The 19,221-nt window shown below is 70.2% G+C and carries 15 protein-coding genes; 7 read left to right on the top strand and 8 right to left on the bottom strand.

The window, feature by feature from the left end:
• Nucleotides 1–31 precede the first annotated feature (31 nt).
• The 3 genes from ACIRP7_RS25745 to ACIRP7_RS25755 all read left to right on the top strand — a co-directional run bounded on the left by ACIRP7_RS25745 (nt 32) and on the right by ACIRP7_RS25755 (nt 4,370).
• Entirely contained in the window at nt 32–2,374 is a 2,343-nt protein-coding gene (locus ACIRP7_RS25745; RefSeq protein WP_403663963.1) for a polysaccharide lyase 8 family protein, read from the top strand.
• Between the two features lie 151 nt (nt 2,375–2,525).
• Entirely contained in the window at nt 2,526–4,121 is a 1,596-nt protein-coding gene (locus ACIRP7_RS25750; RefSeq protein WP_403663965.1) for an acyl-CoA carboxylase subunit beta, read from the top strand.
• A 57-nt stretch (nt 4,122–4,178) separates the two neighbouring features.
• Complete coding sequence (locus ACIRP7_RS25755) at nt 4,179–4,370, top strand: acyl-CoA carboxylase subunit epsilon (RefSeq protein ID WP_352389381.1); 192 nt, start codon at nt 4,179–4,181, stop codon at nt 4,368–4,370.
• 148 nt (nt 4,371–4,518) lie between these two features.
• Here the strand turns inward: ACIRP7_RS25755 and ACIRP7_RS25760 are convergent, their stop codons facing one another.
• The 8 genes from ACIRP7_RS25760 to ACIRP7_RS25795 all read right to left on the bottom strand — a co-directional run bounded on the left by ACIRP7_RS25760 (nt 4,519) and on the right by ACIRP7_RS25795 (nt 15,219).
• Entirely contained in the window at nt 4,519–5,100 is a 582-nt protein-coding gene (locus tag ACIRP7_RS25760) for an ATP/GTP-binding protein (RefSeq protein WP_026248371.1), read from the bottom strand.
• Nucleotides 5,081–5,662, bottom strand: coding sequence for a DUF742 domain-containing protein (locus ACIRP7_RS25765; protein ID WP_352389382.1), 582 nt, complete (start codon nt 5,660–5,662; stop codon nt 5,081–5,083). The genes ACIRP7_RS25760 and ACIRP7_RS25765 overlap by 20 nt, the downstream gene beginning before the upstream one ends.
• Nucleotides 5,663–5,762: 100 nt before the next feature.
• The gene (locus ACIRP7_RS25770; protein WP_007384910.1) at nt 5,763–6,176 is read right to left on the bottom strand and encodes a roadblock/LC7 domain-containing protein; all 414 of its coding nucleotides are present in this window, start codon (nt 6,174–6,176) and stop codon (nt 5,763–5,765) included.
• A gap of 10 nt (nt 6,177–6,186) precedes the next feature.
• Complete coding sequence (locus ACIRP7_RS25775) at nt 6,187–9,474, bottom strand: nitrate- and nitrite sensing domain-containing protein (RefSeq protein WP_403663970.1); 3,288 nt, start codon at nt 9,472–9,474, stop codon at nt 6,187–6,189.
• Nucleotides 9,475–9,876: 402 nt separating this feature from the next.
• Nucleotides 9,877–10,452: an ATP/GTP-binding protein gene (locus tag ACIRP7_RS25780; protein WP_123991819.1), complete on the bottom strand. Its 576-nt coding sequence runs from the start codon at nt 10,450–10,452 to the stop codon at nt 9,877–9,879.
• Nucleotides 10,433–10,831: a DUF742 domain-containing protein gene (locus ACIRP7_RS25785; RefSeq protein WP_003973454.1), complete on the bottom strand. Its 399-nt coding sequence runs from the start codon at nt 10,829–10,831 to the stop codon at nt 10,433–10,435. Before ACIRP7_RS25785 ends, ACIRP7_RS25780 begins: the two co-directional genes overlap by 20 nt.
• Before the next feature lie 110 nt (nt 10,832–10,941).
• Nucleotides 10,942–11,355 (bottom strand): roadblock/LC7 domain-containing protein, encoded by a 414-nt coding sequence (locus ACIRP7_RS25790; RefSeq protein WP_003993189.1) that lies wholly within the window; start codon nt 11,353–11,355, stop codon nt 10,942–10,944.
• Between the two features lie 9 nt (nt 11,356–11,364).
• Nucleotides 11,365–15,219 (bottom strand): nitrate- and nitrite sensing domain-containing protein, encoded by a 3,855-nt coding sequence (locus ACIRP7_RS25795; protein ID WP_403663974.1) that lies wholly within the window; start codon nt 15,217–15,219, stop codon nt 11,365–11,367.
• Between the two features lie 567 nt (nt 15,220–15,786).
• Here ACIRP7_RS25795 and ACIRP7_RS25800 point away from each other — a divergent pair.
• The 4 genes from ACIRP7_RS25800 to ACIRP7_RS25815 all read left to right on the top strand — a co-directional run bounded on the left by ACIRP7_RS25800 (nt 15,787) and on the right by ACIRP7_RS25815 (nt 19,131).
• Nucleotides 15,787–15,969 (top strand): hypothetical protein, encoded by a 183-nt coding sequence (locus ACIRP7_RS25800; protein WP_352389385.1) that lies wholly within the window; start codon nt 15,787–15,789, stop codon nt 15,967–15,969.
• 129 nt (nt 15,970–16,098) lie between these two features.
• Nucleotides 16,099–16,884 carry a fumarylacetoacetate hydrolase family protein gene (locus ACIRP7_RS25805; protein ID WP_403663977.1) on the top strand — a complete coding sequence of 262 codons (786 nt, stop codon included), beginning with the start codon at nt 16,099–16,101 and terminating at the stop codon, nt 16,882–16,884.
• A complete protein-coding gene (gltX, locus tag ACIRP7_RS25810; RefSeq protein WP_403663980.1) occupies nt 16,868–18,352 on the top strand; it encodes a glutamate--tRNA ligase in 1,485 nt (494 codons plus the stop codon). The genes ACIRP7_RS25805 and gltX overlap by 17 nt, the downstream gene beginning before the upstream one ends.
• 116 nt (nt 18,353–18,468) lie before the next feature.
• A complete protein-coding gene (locus ACIRP7_RS25815; protein WP_403663983.1) occupies nt 18,469–19,131 on the top strand; it encodes a DUF4241 domain-containing protein in 663 nt (220 codons plus the stop codon).
• The last annotated feature ends 90 nt before the right edge of the window (nt 19,132–19,221 follow it).

A 19,221-nucleotide genomic window follows, 5' to 3' on the forward strand; every position in this document is an offset into this window, starting at 1 on the left:
CTGATCGCCCCGCGGTGGTAGATGCCCCGGTATGAACCCGCAGCGCAGAGCCTCCGTACGTCCCACCCGCAGAGCCGTCTTACTCGCGGCGGCACTCCTGGCCACCGTCACCGCCACAGCCGCCCCGCCGGCCCGCGCCCGCTCCCTCTCGGCCGACCCCTACGACACCCTCCGCCGGCGCTGGCTCGACATCGCCCTCGGCACCGGTTACGACCCGGCACAGGAGCCCTACGCCTCCCGCCTCGCGGAGACCGGCGAGCTGGCCCGCGGCTTCCAGGCCACCATGGCCCCGGCACCCACCTCCCTGTGGCCGGGCTCTCCCTACGACCCCCCGGCCGGTGTCACCCGCAGCTACAGCCGCCTGTGGACCATGACCCAGGCCTACGTCCAGCGGGGCACCGGCTCGACCGGCGACGAGAGCCTCCTCGCGGACGTCCTGCGCGGCCTCGACCACCTCTTCGCCACCGTCTACAACCCCTCCACCACCCGCTACGGCAACTGGTGGGAATGGCAGATCGGCAGCCCCCGCCTCCTCATGGACATCACGGCCGCCCTGTACGACCACCTCACGGACGCCCAGAAGACCGCGGCCTGCGCCGCCGTCGACCACTTCCTCCCCGACACGATGCTCACCGACTACTCCGGCACCTCCACCGGCGCCAACCGCGTGGACCTGTGCCGCTCCGTCGCCCTGCGCGGCATCCTCGGCAGGGCCCCGGACCGGATCGCCCTCGCCCGTGACGCCCTCTCGCCGGTCTTCCCGTACGTCACGAAGGGAGACGGCCTCTACGCCGACGGCTCCTTCGTCCAGCACACCTGGGTCGCCTACTCAGGCACCTACGGCCAGGTCATGCTCGACGGACTCGGCCGCCTCTTCGCCCTGCTCGCCGGCTCGGCGTGGGAAGTGACCGACCCGCGCCGGCAGACCGTCCTCGACGGCGTCGAGCGCGCCTACGCCCCGCTCATCCACGACGGGCTGGTGATGGACAGCGTCAACGGCCGCGCCATCAGCCGCGGTCACCTCAAGGGCGACGACCGCCACGTCCTGCGCGGCGACCACTTCCACGGCCAGGGGATCATCGCCGCCATCGCGCTGCTCGCGGACGCGGCGAGCGAGGAGGAGCGCGGGCGCTGGCACGGCCTGATGAAGGGCTGGATCGAACGGGACACCGTCAGCCCCGTCCTGACAGCGCCCCAGTTCGGGGTGGCCGACCTCGCCCGGCTGCACGCGGTGGCCGCCTCACCGGTCCCGGCCGCTCCCGAATCCGTCGGGCACACCCTCTTCGCCGCCATGGACCGGGCAGTCCACCGCCGCCCCGGATTCGTCGCGAACATCGCCATGGCCAGCGACCGGATCGCCGCCTACGAATGCGGCAACGGCGAGAACCCGCGCGGCTGGCACACCGGCGCCGGAATGCTCTCCTGGTGGGCCGCCGACTCGGGCCAGTACACCGACTGGTACTGGCCCACCGTCGACTGGTACCGCCTCCCCGGCACGACCGTGTCCACGAAACGCCTCCCCGACCGGGCCGGCGGCGAGTGGGGCGAGCCCAAGCCGGACGTCCGCTGGGTCGGCGGCACGACCGACGGCGAGTACGCGGCGATCGGCCAGCACCTGAAGGGGCTGGGGTCCACGCTCCAGGCCCGCAAGTCGTGGTTCTGCGTCGCGGACGCGGTGATCTGCCTGGGCGCGGGCATCACCTGCACCGACGGCGTCCCGGTCGAGACGGTCGTCGACAACCGCAATCTGGGGGAGGGCGGGACACAGTCCTTCGTCCGCGGACGGGGCTGGGCCCACCTGGAGGGGCACGGAGGCTGGCTCGTCCCCGACGGCCTGCGCGCCCTGCGCGAGGACCGCACCGGCGCCTGGTCCGACATCAACACCTCCAGTACGACCGAACGGCGCGCCCGGCGCTGGCAGACCCTCTGGCTCGACCACGGCACCGACCCGGTGGACGCCTCCTACGCCTACGTCCTGATGCCCGGGGCCTCCCGCCGTACCGTCGCCGCCCGCGCCGCCGACCGTCACTGGCTGTCCGTCCTCGCCAACGACAGCGCGTGCCAGGCGGTCCGCGTCGACAGCCTGGGCCTGACCGCCGCGAACTTCTGGCGGGCCGGCACGGCGGGTCCGCTCACCGCGTCGGCCGGGGCGAGCGTGCTGGTCCGCCGCAAGGGCCGTACCGCTACTCTCTCCGTGGCCGAACCACCCCGTTCGGGCGAACCGCTGGAGATCGTCTGGAACCGGCCCGTGCGCTCGGTCCTGCGGGCCGACGACACGGTCGAGGTGCTTGCCACCGGCCGCCTGCTGCACCTGCGTGTCACTCCGGGGATGGCATGCGCCCCCCACGAATGTGAGGTGGCTCTCACACTCTGACTTTGTACGACCCCTACAAGCGGCGGGCCCTCTGAGCAGTCAGAACGCCTGCATGCTTCCAGGGTTCTGTTCGGTCGCACCAGGAAAACGGTCCGGAGACTGTGAGGAGTCAACGGCTCGCATTCCTCGCGGGTCTTCGTAAGGTCACTACATGACCGTTTTGGATGAGGCGCCGGGTGAGACGACGGGTGAGCCGACGGACGCGCGGGGACGGGTGGCCGAGCTGCACGAGATCCGTGCGGCGGCCCTGGCCGGCCCCAGCGAGAAGGCGACCGAGGCGCAGCACGCCAAGGGCAAGCTGACCGCGCGCGAGCGCATCGAGCTGCTCCTCGACGCGGGGTCCTTCCAGGAGGTCGAGCAGCTGCGCCGGCACCGGGCGACCGGGTTCGGCCTGGAGGCCAAGAAGCCGTACACCGACGGTGTCATCACCGGCTGGGGCACGGTGGAGGGCCGTACGGTCTTCGTCTACGCCCACGACTTCCGCATCTTCGGCGGCGCGCTGGGCGAGGCCCACGCCACGAAGATCCACAAGATCATGGACATGGCCATCGCGGCCGGGGCGCCCCTGGTGTCGCTGAACGACGGCGCGGGCGCCCGTATCCAGGAGGGTGTGAGCGCCCTCGCGGGCTACGGCGGCATCTTCCAGCGCAACACCAAGGCCTCGGGCGTCATCCCGCAGATCTCGGTGATGCTCGGCCCGTGCGCGGGCGGCGCGGCCTACAGCCCCGCCCTCACCGACTTCGTCTTCATGGTCCGCGAGACCTCCCAGATGTTCATCACAGGGCCGGACGTCGTGAAGGCGGTGACGGGCGAGGAGATCACCCAGAACGGCCTCGGCGGCGCCGACGTGCACGCCGAGACGTCCGGTGTCTGCCACTTCGCCTACGACGACGAGGAGACGTGCCTCGCCGAGGTGCGCTACCTCCTGTCGATGCTCCCGCAGAACAACCGGGAGAACCCGCCGCGGGTGGAGTCCACCGACGCGGCCGACCGGCGCGGCGACGTGCTGCTCGACCTGGTGCCCGCGGACGGCAACCGGCCGTACGACATGGCCAAGGTCATCGAGGAGATCGTCGACGACGGCGACTACCTGGAGGTCCACGAGCGCTGGGCCCGCAACATCATCTGCGCGCTGGCCCGCCTGGACGGGCAGGTCGTCGGCATCGTGGCCAACCAGCCCTCGACCCTCGCCGGTGTCCTGGACATCGAGGCATCGGAAAAAGCTGCGCGCTTTGTCCAGATGTGTGACGCTTTTAACATCCCGATCGTCACCTTCCTGGACGTTCCCGGGTTCCTCCCGGGCGTCGACCAGGAGCACGGCGGAATCATCCGCCACGGCGCCAAGCTGCTGTACGCGTACTGCAACGCCACCGTGCCGAGGATCTCCCTGATCCTGCGCAAGGCGTACGGAGGCGCTTACATCGTCATGGACAGCCAGTCCATCGGCGCCGACCTCACCTACGCCTGGCCGACGAACGAGATCGCGGTGATGGGCGCCGAAGGTGCCGCCAACGTCATCTTCCGGCGTCAGATCGCCGAGGCCGAGGACCCCGAGGCCATGCGGGCCCGCATGGTCAAGGAGTACAAGTCCGAGCTGATGCACCCGTACTACGCGGCGGAGCGCGGCCTGGTGGACGACGTGATCGACCCGGCGGAGACCCGCGAGGTCCTGATCCGATCCCTGGCGATGCTCCAGTCGAAGCACGCCGACCTGCCCTCCCGCAAGCACGGCAACCCTCCGCAGTAACCCCGCGGACCCTCCGCGACACCCTCGCGGAAACCTCTCTCACGGAGACTGTGACCTATGAGCACCCCTGACATCCGCGTCGAGAAGGGCCACGCCGAGCCCGAGGAGGTCGCCGCCATCACGGCGATCCTCCTGGCCCGCGCGGCGGCCGCCCCGTCGTCCACCCCGGCCCACCGAGGCCGCCCCAAGGCCGGCTGGCGCCGCCTGGAGCGCGAGGGCGGCTTCCGAGCCCCGCACAGCTGGCACTGAGCCGTAAGCACGTCTAAGGGCCCCTCTCAATGAGAGGGGCCCTTAGACGTGCCCCAAAGGGGCGCGGGGAACCGCACGACAAGCCACCGGGCTGCCGCAGACGGCGTACAACCGTCCGTGGCAGCCCAGTAGCCGCAAACAGAACCACTTACCGCAAGCGAGCCATGAGTGCGTGCTCCACGAGCGTGATGAGCGCCGACTTCGCGTCCGCCCGGTGCCGCGCGTCCGTCGTGATGATCGGCGTGTCCGGCCCGATCTGCAGAGCCTCCCGGACCTCGTCCGGGTTGTACGGCTGGTTCCCGTCGAACCCGTTCAGGGCGATCACAAAAGGAAGCCCCGAGTTCTCGAAGTAGTCCACCGCCGGGAAACAGTCGGCGAGGCGCCTCGTGTCCACGAGGACGATCGCGCCGATGGCGCCGCGGACCAGGTCGTCCCACATGAACCAGAAGCGGTCCTGTCCGGGCGTACCGAAGAGGTACAGGATCAGGTCCTGGTCGAGGGTGATGCGGCCGAAGTCCATGGCGACCGTGGTGGTCGTCTTGTCCCCGGTGTGGGTGAGGTCGTCGATGCCGGCCGACGCGGACGTCATGACGGCCTCGGTGCGCAGCGGGTTGATCTCCGAGACGGCGCCGACGAACGTGGTCTTGCCCACGCCGAAGCCGCCAGCCACCACGATCTTCGCGGACGTGGTGGAGCGGGAAGGCCCTCCGCTAGAGCTTGCGAAGTCCACTGAGCACCCTTTCGAGCAGTGTCACGTCTGGCTGGCCGCCGGCGCTCTCGTCGCCGCCGGGCTGATGGATGGCGACCAGGCCCGCCTCCGCCAAGTCGGCGACGAGGATCCTGGCCACGCCGAGAGGGATCGTGAGGAGGGCCGAGATCTCGGCCACCGACTTGATCTCACGGCAGAGGTTGCAGATCCGCTGATGCTCGGGCAACTGGCCCTGCATCTGGTGCGGCTGCGCGGTGGTGTGCACCAGCGCCTCGATGGCGAGCTGGTAGCGCGGCCTGGTGCGGCCGCCTGTCATGGCGTACGGGCGCACCAGGGGGTTGCTGGCGCCTCCCGCGGGGGAAGGCTCAGGGGAGCGTCGATGCGGCTGCACGGGCTGGATGCGCGGGGCCGCCGGCTGGTCGTACGGCGACGGGCCGGGGCCCTGCGGCGCGTACGGCTGCTGGCGCCGCTGGCTCGGTGCGGAGGGGAAGTTGTAGCGGTTCGGGTTCTGGGAACCGTCGTTCTGACCCTGGCCAGGGCCGTACGACCAATTGCCAGATGAACCACCTGGGGGTGTTGCCACTTTTTCTCCTCCTCCGACTGTGCCGGGCACCCATCACGCTGTGTGGAGCCGCGTCCCGAAACCTTACGGCCCCGGGACGCCAAAACGCACCGTCTGTCTGTCAGTTGAGCAGGCTGCCCTGGAGCTCTGCACGCAGATCGGGCGTCAGGACCGAACCGGCACGGTCCACCAGAAGGGCCATCTCGTACCCGATGAGGCCGATGTCCGCCTCGGGGTGCGCGAGGACCGCTAGCGAGGAACCGTCCGACACGGACATGATGAACAGGAATCCCCGCTCCATCTCCACAACCGTCTGGTTCACCGCGCCGCCCTCGAAGATGCGCGAGGCACCCGCGGTCAGCGAGGTCAGACCGGAGGCAACGGCCGCAAGCTGGTCGGCACGGTCGCGGGGAAAGCCTTCGGACATCGCCAGAAGGAGTCCGTCGGCGGAGACCACCACCGTGTGGGACACACCCGGGGTGTTGTCCACGAAGTTGGTGATCAACCAGTTCAGGTTCTGCGCCGCCTGGCTCATCGGGCTCACACTAACGCTCCTGGTTGTAGGTGCTGTCAGGACCGAAGCCCTGACCGTTCGTTTCACTGCCTGCGCTGCGGCCCCGCTGCACGCCGCGACGCAAATTGCTCAGCCTGCCCCGGACGTCCTCGGGAGCGCGGGAGACCGACGGGCCTCCCTGGGGGCTGGCTTCGGCGGCTCCCTCGACCAGGTTGGCCTTGGGCACCCGCCGCGGCAGACCGGAGGAGGTGACCCCGCCCGCCTTGGGCTTCCGGAGCTGGGAGGCCTGCTGCCACCGCTCGTCGTTGGACGACCGCCAGAGGTCGCCGCCGCCGTTGCTCTCCGGCGCGGAGGCCGGCTGCTCCTGGGTCGCTTGCCGCGTGCCGTTCGAGCCGTTCGCACCGCTGCCGGGGGAGCCACGGCGGGGGAGCCCTGCGTCGGTCAGTTCATGACCCACGGCGGCTGGGGCCGGCCCCGGTCGGTCGAAGCCTACGCGGTCGCGCTCACTCACGTCAGCGGCCTGCGCGGATTCCGCTTCCGGAGCGTACTGGTCCGGGTAGCCGCCCCGGTAACCGTCCGCCTGCGGCCAGTCATCCTGGTAGCGACGCTCCTCGAAGCCCGAGAAGGTCTCCGGGGCAGCCGCGTGCACCGCCGCGGGCTCCTCCTGGACCGGCTCCGCATAGGAGGGCTCCGGGTAGCCGCCGCCCGGGGAGAACGTCTCGTTCTGCGGCAGGCCGCCGTTCTGCGCGTAGTACGGCTCGTCGTACGCCGGGCGCTTCGGCTCCTCGTACGACGTCTGCCGCTGCTCCTCGTACGGCGCCTGCTGAGCCTCCTCGTACGACGTCTGCTGGTCGTACGAGGCGGGCTGCTGCTCGGGGTAGCCGTTGCGGCTGTTGTCGTAGCCGTTCTGCCGGCCGCTGCCGGTGGCGTCGTACGCGTCGGTGTACGACGACTCCGGGCCCTGCAGGGCGGGCGGCCCGTCCTGGCTCTGGGCCTCCAGGGCCGCGCGGCGCTCCTCACGCATCAGGGAGCGGCCGACCGGGTCCAGCTCGCGTATGTCGTCCGGGACCTCGGAGTAGCGGCTGTCGTCGAAGCCGAGCTCCGCGGCCGTACGCATCGGCAGACCGGTGTTGAAGTCCTCACCCGGGTAGTGCTGCTCCGGCATGATCTGCGAGACGGTGAACTCGTCCGCGGCCGGCTGCTGCTCGCCGCCACCGCCGTGGGTGATCGCGTCGGGCAGCATGACCAGCGAGGTGGTACCGGCCTGCTCGCCCGAGGGGCGCAGCTGGACGCGGATGCCGTGCCGGTCGGACAGCCGGCCGACCACGAACAGGCCCATGCGCTGGGAGATCGCGGCGTCCACGGTCGGCGGGTTGGCCAGCTTGTGGTTGATGTCCGCGAAGTCCTCGGCGGTCAGGCCGATGCCCTTGTCGTGGATCTCGATCATGATGCGGCCGTCGGGCAGCCGGGTCGCGGTGACGCGGACCTTGGTCTGCGGCGAGGAGAACGTCGTCGCGTTCTCCAGCAGCTCGGCGAGCAGGTGCACGAGGTCGGTGACCGCACGGCCGTGGATCTCGGCCTCGGGGACGCCGGACAGCTCGACGCGCTCGTACTGCTCCACCTCGGAGGAGGCGGCACGCAGCACGTCGACCAGCGGGACCGGCTGGTCCCAGCGGCGGCCGGGCTCCTCGCCGGCGAGGACCAGGAGGTTCTCGCCGTTGCGGCGCATACGGGTCGCGAGGTGGTCCAGACGGAAGAGGTTCTCCAGCTGGTCCGGGTCGGCCTCGTTGTTCTCCAGTTCGGTGATCAGGGTCAGCTGGCCCTCGATCAGCGACTGGTTGCGCCGGGACAGGTTGGTGAAGATCGCGTTGATGTTGCCCCGCAGCAGGGCCTGCTCGGAGGCGAGTCGTACGGCCTCGCGGTGGACCTGGTCGAAGGCGCGGGCGACCTCGCCGATCTCGTCCTTGGTGTTGATGGGGATCGGCTGGACCCGGGTGTCCACCCGTCCGGGGTCGGTGCGCGAGAGCTGGTCGACGAGCATCGGCAGGCGCTGCTCGGCTATGCCGAAGGCGGCGTTGCGCAGCTGGCGCATCGAACGGGACATCTGCCGGGCCACGGCGCCGGCCAGGATGAACGCGAGGAGCAGGGCGACCACGACTGCGGCACCCACGATGAACGCGTCCCGCTTGGCGTTGTCGGCGATGCTCGCGGCCTCGTTCACCGCGGTGTCGGCCAGGTCGGTCTCGATCTGGCGGTAGGCGTTGTACTTGAGGGTGTTGACCGCCCACCAGTTCTCGGCGGTGATGCCGTCCTTGCCGAGGGCCTGACGGGCGCTGTCGTTCATCGACGGCAGCTGGGCGATGGCGGAGACCATGTCCACCGGGTTGGACGGCGGCGGGACGTAGTCGGGGTTCTTGGCGGCGGCCTCCTTGGCCAGCGCCGCGCCCTCCGCCTGGATCTGCTTCTTCGCGGTGTCGAGCTTCGCCGCGTCGGCCGCGGTGCCACCGCCGACGTACTCCTCGACGGCGATGCCCTCCAGGTACGCGTACGAGGAGAGGGCGACCTTCTGGCTGGCGAAGCTGCTCAGTCCCGGGCCGGGCTTGATCAGCAGGTGCATGCCGATGGAGCGCTGCAGCGACAGGGCCGCCTTGGTGAGCTCGATGGCGTAGACGGTACGGCCGTAGCTGGTGATGTTGCCGGTGCCCAGGCCGAGCTCGTTGGCGAACTCGGTGAGCGGGTGCGCGATCTGCGTGTAGCCCTCTTCGGTCTTCACGCCGGTGAGCTTGGAGGAGGTGTAGGCGCCCGCGCGCAGCGTCTGGAGGCCTCCCTCGCCGTCCCTGAACAACTGGAGGCGGCGCTTGAGGCCCGCCTTGTCCGGCATGTTCTGGGTGGCCTCGTCGAAGGCGTCCGCGGCCTCGTCGGTCTTCTTGCGGGCGGCGACGACCGTGGCGTTGTCCTGGCCCTCGCCGCTCAGCAAGGGGGCGGCGGAGCTGTCGCGCTCCTGGTAGAGGGCGTCGGCGTAGCTGAGGGAGGCTCGCACCAGACGCGCGGTGTTCTCCGCGTCCTGGGCCTCACGCCAGGTGTCGATCGAGCTCTTGACCTGGAAGCCGCCCATGACGAGGCCGACGATCACGGGTATGAGCAGAATCGCGTTCAGCCGGGTGGGCACCCGCCAGTTGCGCGGGGAGAACCGGCCACCGCTGGACGGCGGCGCGGCCGTCGGCTCCGGACCGGACACAGGGGCGGACGCCGCTCCGCGCGGCGGCGGGGTGAAGTTGCCCCGGGCCGACGGCTCGGGACCGTTCTTGCTTCGCCTCACTCGACCAACAACCTCTCGGAGGGGTCGGCACCTACGTTGTGCCGCAGTCTCTCAGAGCCCAGTACGCCATCGACTAGTGAGTACGTCTTTGACTATTGGGCAGTTCAGGCATTCCAGCACGACGGCCTGCGCACCACCAAACATTGGTACGCGGAGATTCCGCGTGATGTAAGCCCTAGATAAAACGGTCATAAAGAGCGAGCCCCGTCAAATGACGGGGCTGTTGTGAGCGCAGCGAGACCGGTTGGCAACCACGCGTGGCCGTACCATCCGATTCCTCTGCCGAAACGTTATGAACACCGGGGCCGACCGTGTCCAAGGCCACAGCCGGCTCCGGGACATCTACGACAACTGCCGTATGACGCTTTTGATTTGGCAGCCGCTCGACATGTCCTTGGGGCGTTACCGCAGACGCGCCATGAGGGCGTGCTCGACCAGTGTGATCAGGGCACTCTTGGCATCCGACCGGTGCCGGGCGTCCGTCGTGATGATCGGGGCGTCCGGCCCGATCTGCAGGGCCTCGCGCACCTCCTCGGGGGCGTACGGCTGGTGCCCGTCGAAGCCGTTGAGGGCCACGACGAAGGGCAGGCCGCTGTTCTCGAAGTAGTCCACCGCCGGGAAACAGTCGGCGAGACGCCGGGTGTCCACCAGCACCACCGCGCCGATGGCGCCGCGGACCAGGTCGTCCCACATGAACCAGAAGCGGTCCTGTCCGGGCGTACCGAAGAGGTACAGGATCAGGTCCTGGTCGAGGGTGATGCGGCCGAAGTCCATGGCGACCGTGGTGGTCGTCTTGTCCCCGGTGTGGGTGAGGTCGTCGATGCCGGCCGACGCGGACGTCATGACGGCCTCGGTGCGCAGCGGGTTGATCTCGGAGACCGCGCCGACGAACGTGGTCTTGCCCACGCCGAAGCCACCCGCCACCACGATCTTCGCGGAGGTGGTGGTCCGCCCCGCGTCAGAGCTTGCGAAGTCCACTGAGCACCCTTTCGAGCAGCGTCACGTCAGGAGCGCCGCCGTTGTTCTCGTCGCCGCCCGGCTGGTGGATGGCCACCAGGCCGGCCTCGGCGAGGTCCGCGACGAGGATCCTGGCCACCCCGAGCGGCATGGCGAGCAGCGCCGAGACCTCGGCGACCGACTTCACCTCTCGGCACAGATGGCAGATGCGCTGATGCTCGGGGAGCAGCCCCATCAGCGCCGCCGGGTCGGCCGTGGTGCTGATCAGAGCCTCGATGGCGAGCTGGTAGCGCGGCCGGGTCCGGCCACCGGTCATCGCGTACGGACGTACCAGCGGCTGGTCGCCCTCATCCTCGTACGGCTCCGCGTACGGATCATGAGAGGCGGTGGGCGGGGTCATGAATCCTCCGGGCGGGACAGCAAGTCGATCTGGCTAGCCGTCTGGTGAGGCCGGTGGGGGGATTGTGGCGGCCGGACGGTGATGTGGTGAGACAGGTGGATCCGGGCGGGTCAGTGGAGCAGACTGCCTTGAAGCTCGGCTCGCAGATCGGGTGTGAGCACGGCGCCCGCGCGGTCGACGAGCAGTGCCATCTCGTAGCCGACGAGGCCGATGTCGCATTCCGGATGCGCGAGCACCGCGAGCGACGAACCGTCCGAGACGGACATGAGGAAGAGGAATCCCCGCTCCATCTCCACGACGGTCTGGGCCACGCTGCCGCCCTCGAAGATCCGCGAGGCGCCCGCCGTGAGCGAGGTCAGCCCGGAGGCGACGGCCGCCAGCTGGTCGGCACGGTCGCGCGGGAAGCCCTCGGACATCGCCAGAAGGAGGCCGTCGGCGGACACGACGACGGTGTGGGACACCCCTGGGGTGTTGTCCACGAAGTTGGTGATCAACCAGTTGAGGTTCTGTGCCGCCTGGCTCATCGGGCTCAACTAACGCTCCTGCTGGTGAGTGGGGTTCGGGAAGCTGCCCGTCTGGCCGTTACCGCCGACCTGACGACCTTGTGCGATACCCCGACGGAGATTGGTCAGCCGGCCGCGAACGTCGTCAGGCGAACGCGAGACCTGCGGACCGGTTTGGTGCTGTTGCTGCTGAGCCGTACCCGGGACGAGGTTCGCCCTGGGCACCCGGCGCGGCAGACCGGAAGTGGTGACACCGCCCGCGGCCGGCTGGCGCACACGCTCCGCCTGCCGGACGAGGTCGTCATTGGGTGAGCTGCGCCAGCCCGCGGAGGCCGCGGGTCGTTGCGGAGCGGCGGCAGAACTCTGGGGGGCCGCCGGAGCCTGCTGCTGCCGCGGAGCCTCGGCCGGGGAGGAGCCGTTGCCGTTGACCGGCTGCTCCTGTCCCTGCTGCTGGCTGCCGTGGAACCAGTTGGTCTCCAACGTGTCGTACAGCGGCGTACGGCCGTCACCGGGACCCGCGGGCGGCAACGCCTCCGGCTCCTGGCGGACCGGCCGCTGCTGAGGACGCGGCGGCATGGGCGGCCGCGGGGCACCGAAGTCGGCGCCGTTGGTCTGGGGCCGCTCGAACTGACCCGTGGACGCGGGGTCCTGGCGGCCCGGCAGCGAGTGCTGACCGGTGGAGTCGCCGTCGTAGCCCGGCATCGCGAACTGGCCGGTCGAGCCGTTGTCGTAGGCCTGCGGAGTCGCGAACTGCCCGGTCTGGGAGCCGCTGTTCTGCGAGCCGCCGTTCTGTCCGGACGCGGTGCCGAAGACGTCCGGGCGGACGAACCCACCCGTGTTGCCCGGGTCGTTCATGCCCGGGCGGGGGAACTCGCCCGTGTCCTGGGGCCCGCCGGATCCCGGGCGCGGGTACTGGCCGGTGTTCTGCGGGCCGCTGGTGCCGGGCCTCGCGAACTGACCGGTGTTCTGCGGGGCGTTGAAGTCCGGGCGGGGGAACTCGGAGGTGCTCGCCGGACCCTGGTGCTGCTCGATCCGCGGCATGCGCGAGGTGGCGGCGGGGTCCTGCTCGTCGTGGCCGCGCGGGACGTCGAGCGAGGCGCGCGGCACCGGCGGCTGCGCGTTCTCGTCGCTCCAGCTCGGGGTGCGGGGCTGCTGGTCGCCGCCGGGCAGCTCGGCCCGCGGACCACCGCGGCCCGGAAGCTGCGGCCGCCGGCGCCGGCCGCCCGGCTCGGGAGCCTGGCCGGCGTTCGGGGCCTGCGACTGCGGGGGTACGGACCCCCGGCCGCCGAAGGCGTCCTGTCCGCCGCCGAAAGAGTCCTGACCACTGAAGGCGTCCTGGCCCGGACCGCCCGTGCCCGCGGCCTGGAGGCCCTGCGGGGCACCCGGCGCCTGGCCGCCGAACCCGGCGCCGGCTCCGGCCGGAGCCGGCCGGCCCTGCGGAGGCATACCCGGACCCTGCGGTCCGCGCTGTCCGCCCGGCGCACCGGGACGACCGCCCTGGCCACTGCCGGGCAGCGCGGCCCGCGGTCCCTGACCGGCGTTGAGGCGTCCGCCCGAGGAGGCGCCGGCGCCGAGAGCGCCACCGCTCGGGCCGCCGGGAGCACCGCCGAGGGCGCCGCCGCCCTGGCCGTGGCCGCCGCCACGACGGGCCGCGGCCACACCGGCGGCGGCCTGCGCCGCGGCGGGAACACCGGGGGCACCCTGACCCGACTTGGGCTGCGGCTGGGGCTTCTTGCCGCCCTGGGCGACATCGACGGGCAGCATGACCAGCGCGGTCGTACCACCGGAGTCGGACGGGCGCAGCTGGATACGGATGCCGTGGCGCTGGGACAGCCGGCCGACCACGAACAGGCCCATGCGGCGGGAGACGGAGACGTCCACGGTGGGCGGCGAGGCGAGCCGCTCGTTGATCGCGGCGAGGTCCTCGGGGGAGAGGCCGATGCCGGTGTCGTGGATCTCGATCAGGACCCGGCCGTCGGGCAGCGCGTGACCGGTGACCTTGACCTTGGTCTGCGGGGAGGAGAACGAGGTCGCGTTCTCCAGCAGCTCGGCGAGCAGGTGCACGAGGTCGTTGACCACGCGGCCGGCCACTTCGGTGGTCGGCACGGAGGCCAGCTCGATGCGCTCGTACTGCTCCACCTCGGACGCGGCGGCGCGGAGCACGTCGACCAGCGGGACCGGGCGGGTCCAGCGGCGGCCGGGCTCCTCACCGGCGAGGACGAGGAGGTTCTCACCGTTACGGCGCATACGCGTCGCGAGGTGGTCGAGCTTGAAGAGCGAGGACAGCTGGTCCGGGTCGGCCTCGCGGGACTCCAGTTCGGAGATGAGCGAGAGCTGACGCTGGATGAGGCCCTGGGAGCGGCGCGAGAGGTTGGTGAACATCGCGTTGACGTTGCCCCGCAGCAGGGCCTGTTCGGCGGCGAGGCGGACCGCCTCGCGGTGCACGTCGTCGAAGGCCGCGGCCACCCGGCCGATCTCGTCCCGGGAGTGCACACCGACCGACTCCACGGACGTGTCGACGTCCTGCGGGTCGGACTCGGACAGCTGCTTGACCAGCTCGGGCAGGCGGTCCTGGGCGACCTTGGTGGCGGTCTCCTGCAGGCGGCGCAGCGAGCGGATCATGGATCGGGCGACGACGAAGGCGCCGACCAGGGAGACACCCAGCACGAGCAGGATCAGCGCACCGGCGATGATCGCGTCACGCTCGGTGGCGTTGCGCAGCTCGCGGGCCTTCTGCTCCATGTCCTCGAGCAGCGAGTGCTCGATGTTGCCCATCTGCTGGATCTTGGTCGAGCTGTCGTCGACCCAGTCCTTGTAGGAACGCCGGTCCAGGTCGGCCAGGCCCTCCGGCCGGCCGAAAGCACGGCCGGCGTACTGGTCGGCGGCCTCGATGGTGGAGCTGCCGTTCTCGATGGGCTTGAGGAGTGTCTCGGCGCTGTCGTCGCCGTAGATGCTCCGGAAGCTGCTGAGGTCGGACTCCTCGCTCTCCAGGGCGCCCTGGGCGTACAGCCGGTCGTTCTCGCTGAGGTCGCCGAGGCTCGTGTTGTTGGCCGGCAGGGCCGCGGCGAGGACCGCGCGCTGGATGGAGGCGTACTCCTTGGCGGAGGAGAAGGCCGACAGGGCACGCGTGCGCTGGATCATGTCCGGATTGCTGGTGGCCTCGGCCATGTCCTGGGAGAGGCCCAGCAGGTGGGTGATCAGGCGGTGGTAGGACTCCACCGTCTGGGTGGCGTTGCCCTTGGTCTCGTAGGCGTCGCTGCGGATCTTGCTCAGCGTGTCCAGGTCGCGGACCAGGCCGACGAGGCTGTCGCGGACGCCCTGGAGGTTGCCGTCCTTGCCGGCGGTGTCGATGTCCTCGGCGGCGTTGATGAAGTTGGTCGCGGCGCGGTCCGTCTTGTCCCGGTAACCCTTGACCGTGATGTTGCTCGCCGTGGAGTTGTGCGCCAGCGGCCCGGCCGACTGGTCGCGCTCGTCCTGGAGGGCGGCGGCCAGCTCGGTGGCCTGCTTGGTCATCTCCGTCAGCAGCTTCATGTTGTCGAGCTGCTGGATGTCGTTCATGGAGTCGTTGATGCGCAGCGCGCCCAGCGATGTGGCCGCCACGACGGGGAGCGCGAGCAGCGACACCAGGCGCGTGGAGATACGCCAGTTGCGCAGGGCCATGCGCGACCCCGGGCCGCTCGGGCCCTTCGGGGGCTTCACCGTCGGCGTGGCCGCGGGGCCCGGGGACGCCGACATGCCGAGGCGCCCGGTGCCGGAACCGCCGTCGGCCGACTGGCCCGGGTTCTGGGCGTGCTGGGGGGAGGAACTGCCGACATTGGGGCCAGTCCCGCCGTGCCGCTCCGGCTCGGCCGAAGCGCTGCCATCCCTCTTGAAACGTCCCTGCACTAGCGTCGCAACCTCTGGACCAGGCGCTCCTCCGCAGAACGGCGGAGCACGGTGTCGGCGTTGTGGGGAGCGCCCTGAATACGCACCCCGGGTGGTCGTGAGTGACCGGCGCTGCCTCCCCCTTCTCACCGCCGCTCGGCGCATTCTCTGCGCCCTCTGTGCGCCGGTTCGATCCCGCGGCGGTCCGTGGAATTCCAGCACAGTGCAGGATCTCCAACAAGGTCCATGGGTCAGACCGTGACCTACGTGACACCACGTGAGGGTGGTGTCACGGGGCGTGGAATGCGTTCATGTCGATATCGGACATAGGCCCGCGAGTCTCCCTGCGGGGGGAGGTGTCCCAGTCGCCATGATCAGGAGCGGAATGATGGCTTCAGGGGGGCAATGTCCGTTTCGTTGGGGTGAGTTGTGGCTCGGAATTGTCCGGTTTACCCATACGTAAGTGAGCAAACTCACATGGCGATCACGGGGTCTTCGCAAGTTCGGGAGGGAAGACAATGTTTAGCCTGACGCTTTACAAGAAGGCCGCATCTGTCCAACCCACCACATTCGAGGTCGAGTACAACCGTGAAGACGACGATGATGTTCCGCAACATTGCCAACCCGCGGCGCACGACGCTGGCGCACCTCGAGGGCGCCGACGCACTGCAGACCCCGGAGCAGCCGGAGCACCCGCTCGACCTCCCCGCCCAGACCGCCAACCCCCGGCGTACGGTCCTGATGGAGATCCCGGTCTCCGCGGCCAAGTAACCGTAGCGCGCCCGGATCACCGCCCTTCGGGCAGGTGGCCCGGGCGTATTGCGCGAGGCAAGGACCCCTCCCCGCGTTAGCCTGGAGCATCAGACTCCAGCCGGCCGAGTAGAGGGGCGCCCAGATCCCGTGCGCATCGCCAGATTCTCCATCGACGGGAACGTCGCCTTCGGCGCGGTCGAGGGCGACAGGCCGGACGAGTTCGTCCTCGACATCATCAAGGGCATCCCGTTCGCGGACTTCGAGCTCTCCGGTACGAAGGTCCCGCTGAGCAAGGTCAGGCTGCTGCCGCCGGTGCTCCCCAACAAGGTCGTGGCGTACGGCCGCAACTACGCCGACCACGCGAAGGAACTGGGCAACGCCGTCCCGGACGTCCCGTTCGCCTTCTTCAAGCCCTCCACCTCGGTGATCGGCCCCGGCGACGACATCCAGTACCCGTCCTTCTCCGCGGACGTCCACCACGAGGCCGAACTGGCCGTCGTCATCGGCCGGATGTGCCGCGAGGTCCCGCGCGAGCGCGTCAAGGACGTCATCTTCGGCTACACCTGCGCGAACGACATCACCGCCCGGGACGTCCAGAAGCGCGAGAGGCAGTGGGCGCGGGCCAAGGGCTTCGACACCTCCTGCCCGCTCGGCCCCTGGGTGGAGACCGGCCTGGACCTGGAGACGGCCTCCGACCTGACGGTCCAGCTCACCGTCAACGGCGAGCAACGCCAGCTCGGCCGGACCAGCGAGATGATCCACGGAATCGAGGATCTGATCGTCAACATCTCCGAGGCCATGACGCTGCTCCCCGGCGACGTGATCCTCACGGGCACCCCGGCAGGCGTCGGGCCGCTCACCGTCGGCGACGAGGTCGCCGTCACCATCGAAGGCATCGGCACTCTCACCAACAAGGTTGTCAAGCGTGGCTAGCGCACCCGTCCGCGTACGTTTCTGCCCCTCGCCCACCGGTAACCCCCATGTGGGCCTGGTCCGCACCGCCCTGTTCAACTGGGCGTTCGCCCGGCACCACCAGGGCACGCTCGTCTTCCGCATCGAGGACACCGACGCGGCCCGCGACTCCGAGGAGTCCTACAACCAGCTGCTCGACTCGATGCGCTGGCTGGGCTTCGACTGGGACGAGGGCCCCGAGGTCGGCGGCCCGCACGCGCCGTACCGGCAGTCGCAGCGCATGGACCTCTACAAGGACGTCGCCGCCAAGCTCCTGGACGCCGGTCACGCCTACCACTGCTACTGCTCCCAGCAGGAGCTGGACACCCGTCGCGAGGCCGCCCGCGCCGCCGGCAAGCCCTCCGGCTACGACGGTCACTGCCGCGACCTGACCGACGAGCAGGTCTCCACGTACGTCGCCGAGGGCCGTACGCCCATCGTCCGCTTCCGTATGCCCGACGAGACGATCACCTTCACGGACCTGGTCCGCGGCGAGCTGACGTTCACCCCGGAGAACGTGCCGGACTACGGGATCGTGCGGGCCAACGGGGCGCCCCTCTACACGCTCGTGAACCCCGTCGACGACGCGCTGATGGAGATCACGCACGTCCTGCGCGGCGAGGACCTGCTGTCCTCCACCCCGCGCCAGATCGCCCTGTACAAGGCGCTGATCGAGCTGGGCGTGGCGAAGTCCGTGCCCGCCTTCGGGCACCTGCCGTACGTGATGGGCGAGGGCAACAAGAAGCTCTCCAAGCGTGACCCGCAGGCCTCGCTCAACCTCTACCGGGAGCGCGGCTTCCTGCCCGAGGGCCTGCTCAACTACCTGTCGCTGCTGGGCTGGTCGCTCTCGGCGGACAAGGACATCTTCACCACCGACGAGCTGATCGCGGCCTTCGACATCGCGGACGTGAACCCCAACCCGGCGCGCTTCGACCTGAAGAAGTGCGAGGCGATCAACGCCGACCACATCCGTCTCCTGGACGTGAAGGACTTCACGGAGCGCTGCGCCCCGTGGCTGAAGGCCCCCTTCGCCCCGTGGTCCCCGGAGGACTTCGACGAGACGAAGTGGCAGGCGATCGCCCCGCACGCCCAGACCCGGCTCAAGGTCCTCTCCGAGATCACCGACAACGTCGACTTCCTGTTCCTCCCGGAGCCGGTCTTCGACGAGCCCTCCTGGACCAAGGCGATGAAGGAGGGCTCGGACGCCGTCCTGCGCACGGCCCGCGAGAAGCTGGAGTCGGCCGACTGGACCTCGCCGGAGTCCCTCAAGGAGGCCGTCCTGGCCGCCGGCGAGACCCACGGCCTCAAGCTCGGCAAGGCCCAGGCCCCGGTCCGCGTGGCCGTCACCGGCCGCACGGTCGGCCTGCCCCTCTTCGAGTCCCTGGAGATCCTGGGCAAGGAGACGACACTGGCCCGCATCGACGCGGCGCTGGAGAAGCTGGCCGCCTAGGGCACGCACGCGTGAGGGGCGGCACCAGGACTCCGGGTGCCGCCCCTCACGCGTCACTGTCAGTGCCGCGCACTAGGGTTCCGGCTCACCCGCACGAGATCCGGAAAGGCACGTCCATGCCGATGTCCCCCCGCGACTACACCTGGCTGTTCACACCGGGCAGCACCTTCGCCCACGACTCCGGGACGACCGGCGTGATCCACGTGGCCGGGGGAGGGGAGCTCGACCTGCCCACCGGACGGGTCGTCGCCTGCGACCCGTTCGTCTACCTCGGCTCCGGGGACATCGAGCCGTTCACGGTCGCCGTGCCCCCCGGCCGCTACCGCGTGGAGGCGGCCGTCGCGACCCTCGCCCGGCCCGACCAGCCCCCGGCTGCCAAGCCCCACCTGAGGGTGGCGGCCGCCCGCCTGGTCATCCGCGACGAGCCTGCCACCGTCTGGGAGTTGGCCCTGCGCCCCGAGCAGGATCCCGCGGAGCTCAAGGACGACGAGTTCTTCGGCTACGGCGTGGACGCCGGGACCGGCTGCTTCTACGACGCCGCCGCGGAGGAGGCCTTCCCGGAGGCGCAGGAGGACGAGGGCCCGCTGTGGGACGCCTTCGAGAACAGTGACTGGTCCGGCGGCCCGCACCTGGTCACGTCCCCCTCCACCGGCCACACCCTCGCCGCCTTCACCTCCGGCTGGGGAGACGGCTTCTACCCCACCTGGATCGGACGGTCCGCCTCCGGCGAGGTCACCTGCTTCCTCACGGACTTCTTCGTCGCGCCCGACCCCTCCTGAGGGCCCGCAATCACCGGACGCGGCCCGGGACGCCGGGTACCGTCGGGTCCATGAGCATCCGCGCTGTGGTCTGGGGCGTCGACGACACCT

This window comes from Streptomyces sp. NPDC102270, from assembly GCF_044766405.1.
In the GTDB taxonomy this organism is placed as follows: domain Bacteria; phylum Actinomycetota; class Actinomycetes; order Streptomycetales; family Streptomycetaceae; genus Streptomyces.

Excerpts from the sequence above, each read along its gene's own strand:
- ACIRP7_RS25745 (WP_403663963.1), top strand. The coding sequence starts at position 32 with ATGAACCCGCAGCGCAGAGCCTCCGTACGTCCCACCCGCAGAGCCGTC.
- ACIRP7_RS25750 (WP_403663965.1), top strand. The coding sequence starts at position 2,526 with ATGACCGTTTTGGATGAGGCGCCGGGTGAGACGACGGGTGAGCCGACG.
- ACIRP7_RS25755 (WP_352389381.1), top strand. The coding sequence starts at position 4,179 with ATGAGCACCCCTGACATCCGCGTCGAGAAGGGCCACGCCGAGCCCGAG.
- ACIRP7_RS25770 (WP_007384910.1), bottom strand. The coding sequence starts at position 6,176 with ATGAGCCAGGCGGCGCAGAACCTGAACTGGTTGATCACCAACTTCGTG.
- ACIRP7_RS25785 (WP_003973454.1), bottom strand. The coding sequence starts at position 10,831 with ATGACCCCGCCCACCGCCTCTCATGATCCGTACGCGGAGCCGTACGAG.
- ACIRP7_RS25790 (WP_003993189.1), bottom strand. The coding sequence starts at position 11,355 with ATGAGCCAGGCGGCACAGAACCTCAACTGGTTGATCACCAACTTCGTG.
- ACIRP7_RS25815 (WP_403663983.1), top strand. The coding sequence starts at position 18,469 with ATGCCGATGTCCCCCCGCGACTACACCTGGCTGTTCACACCGGGCAGC.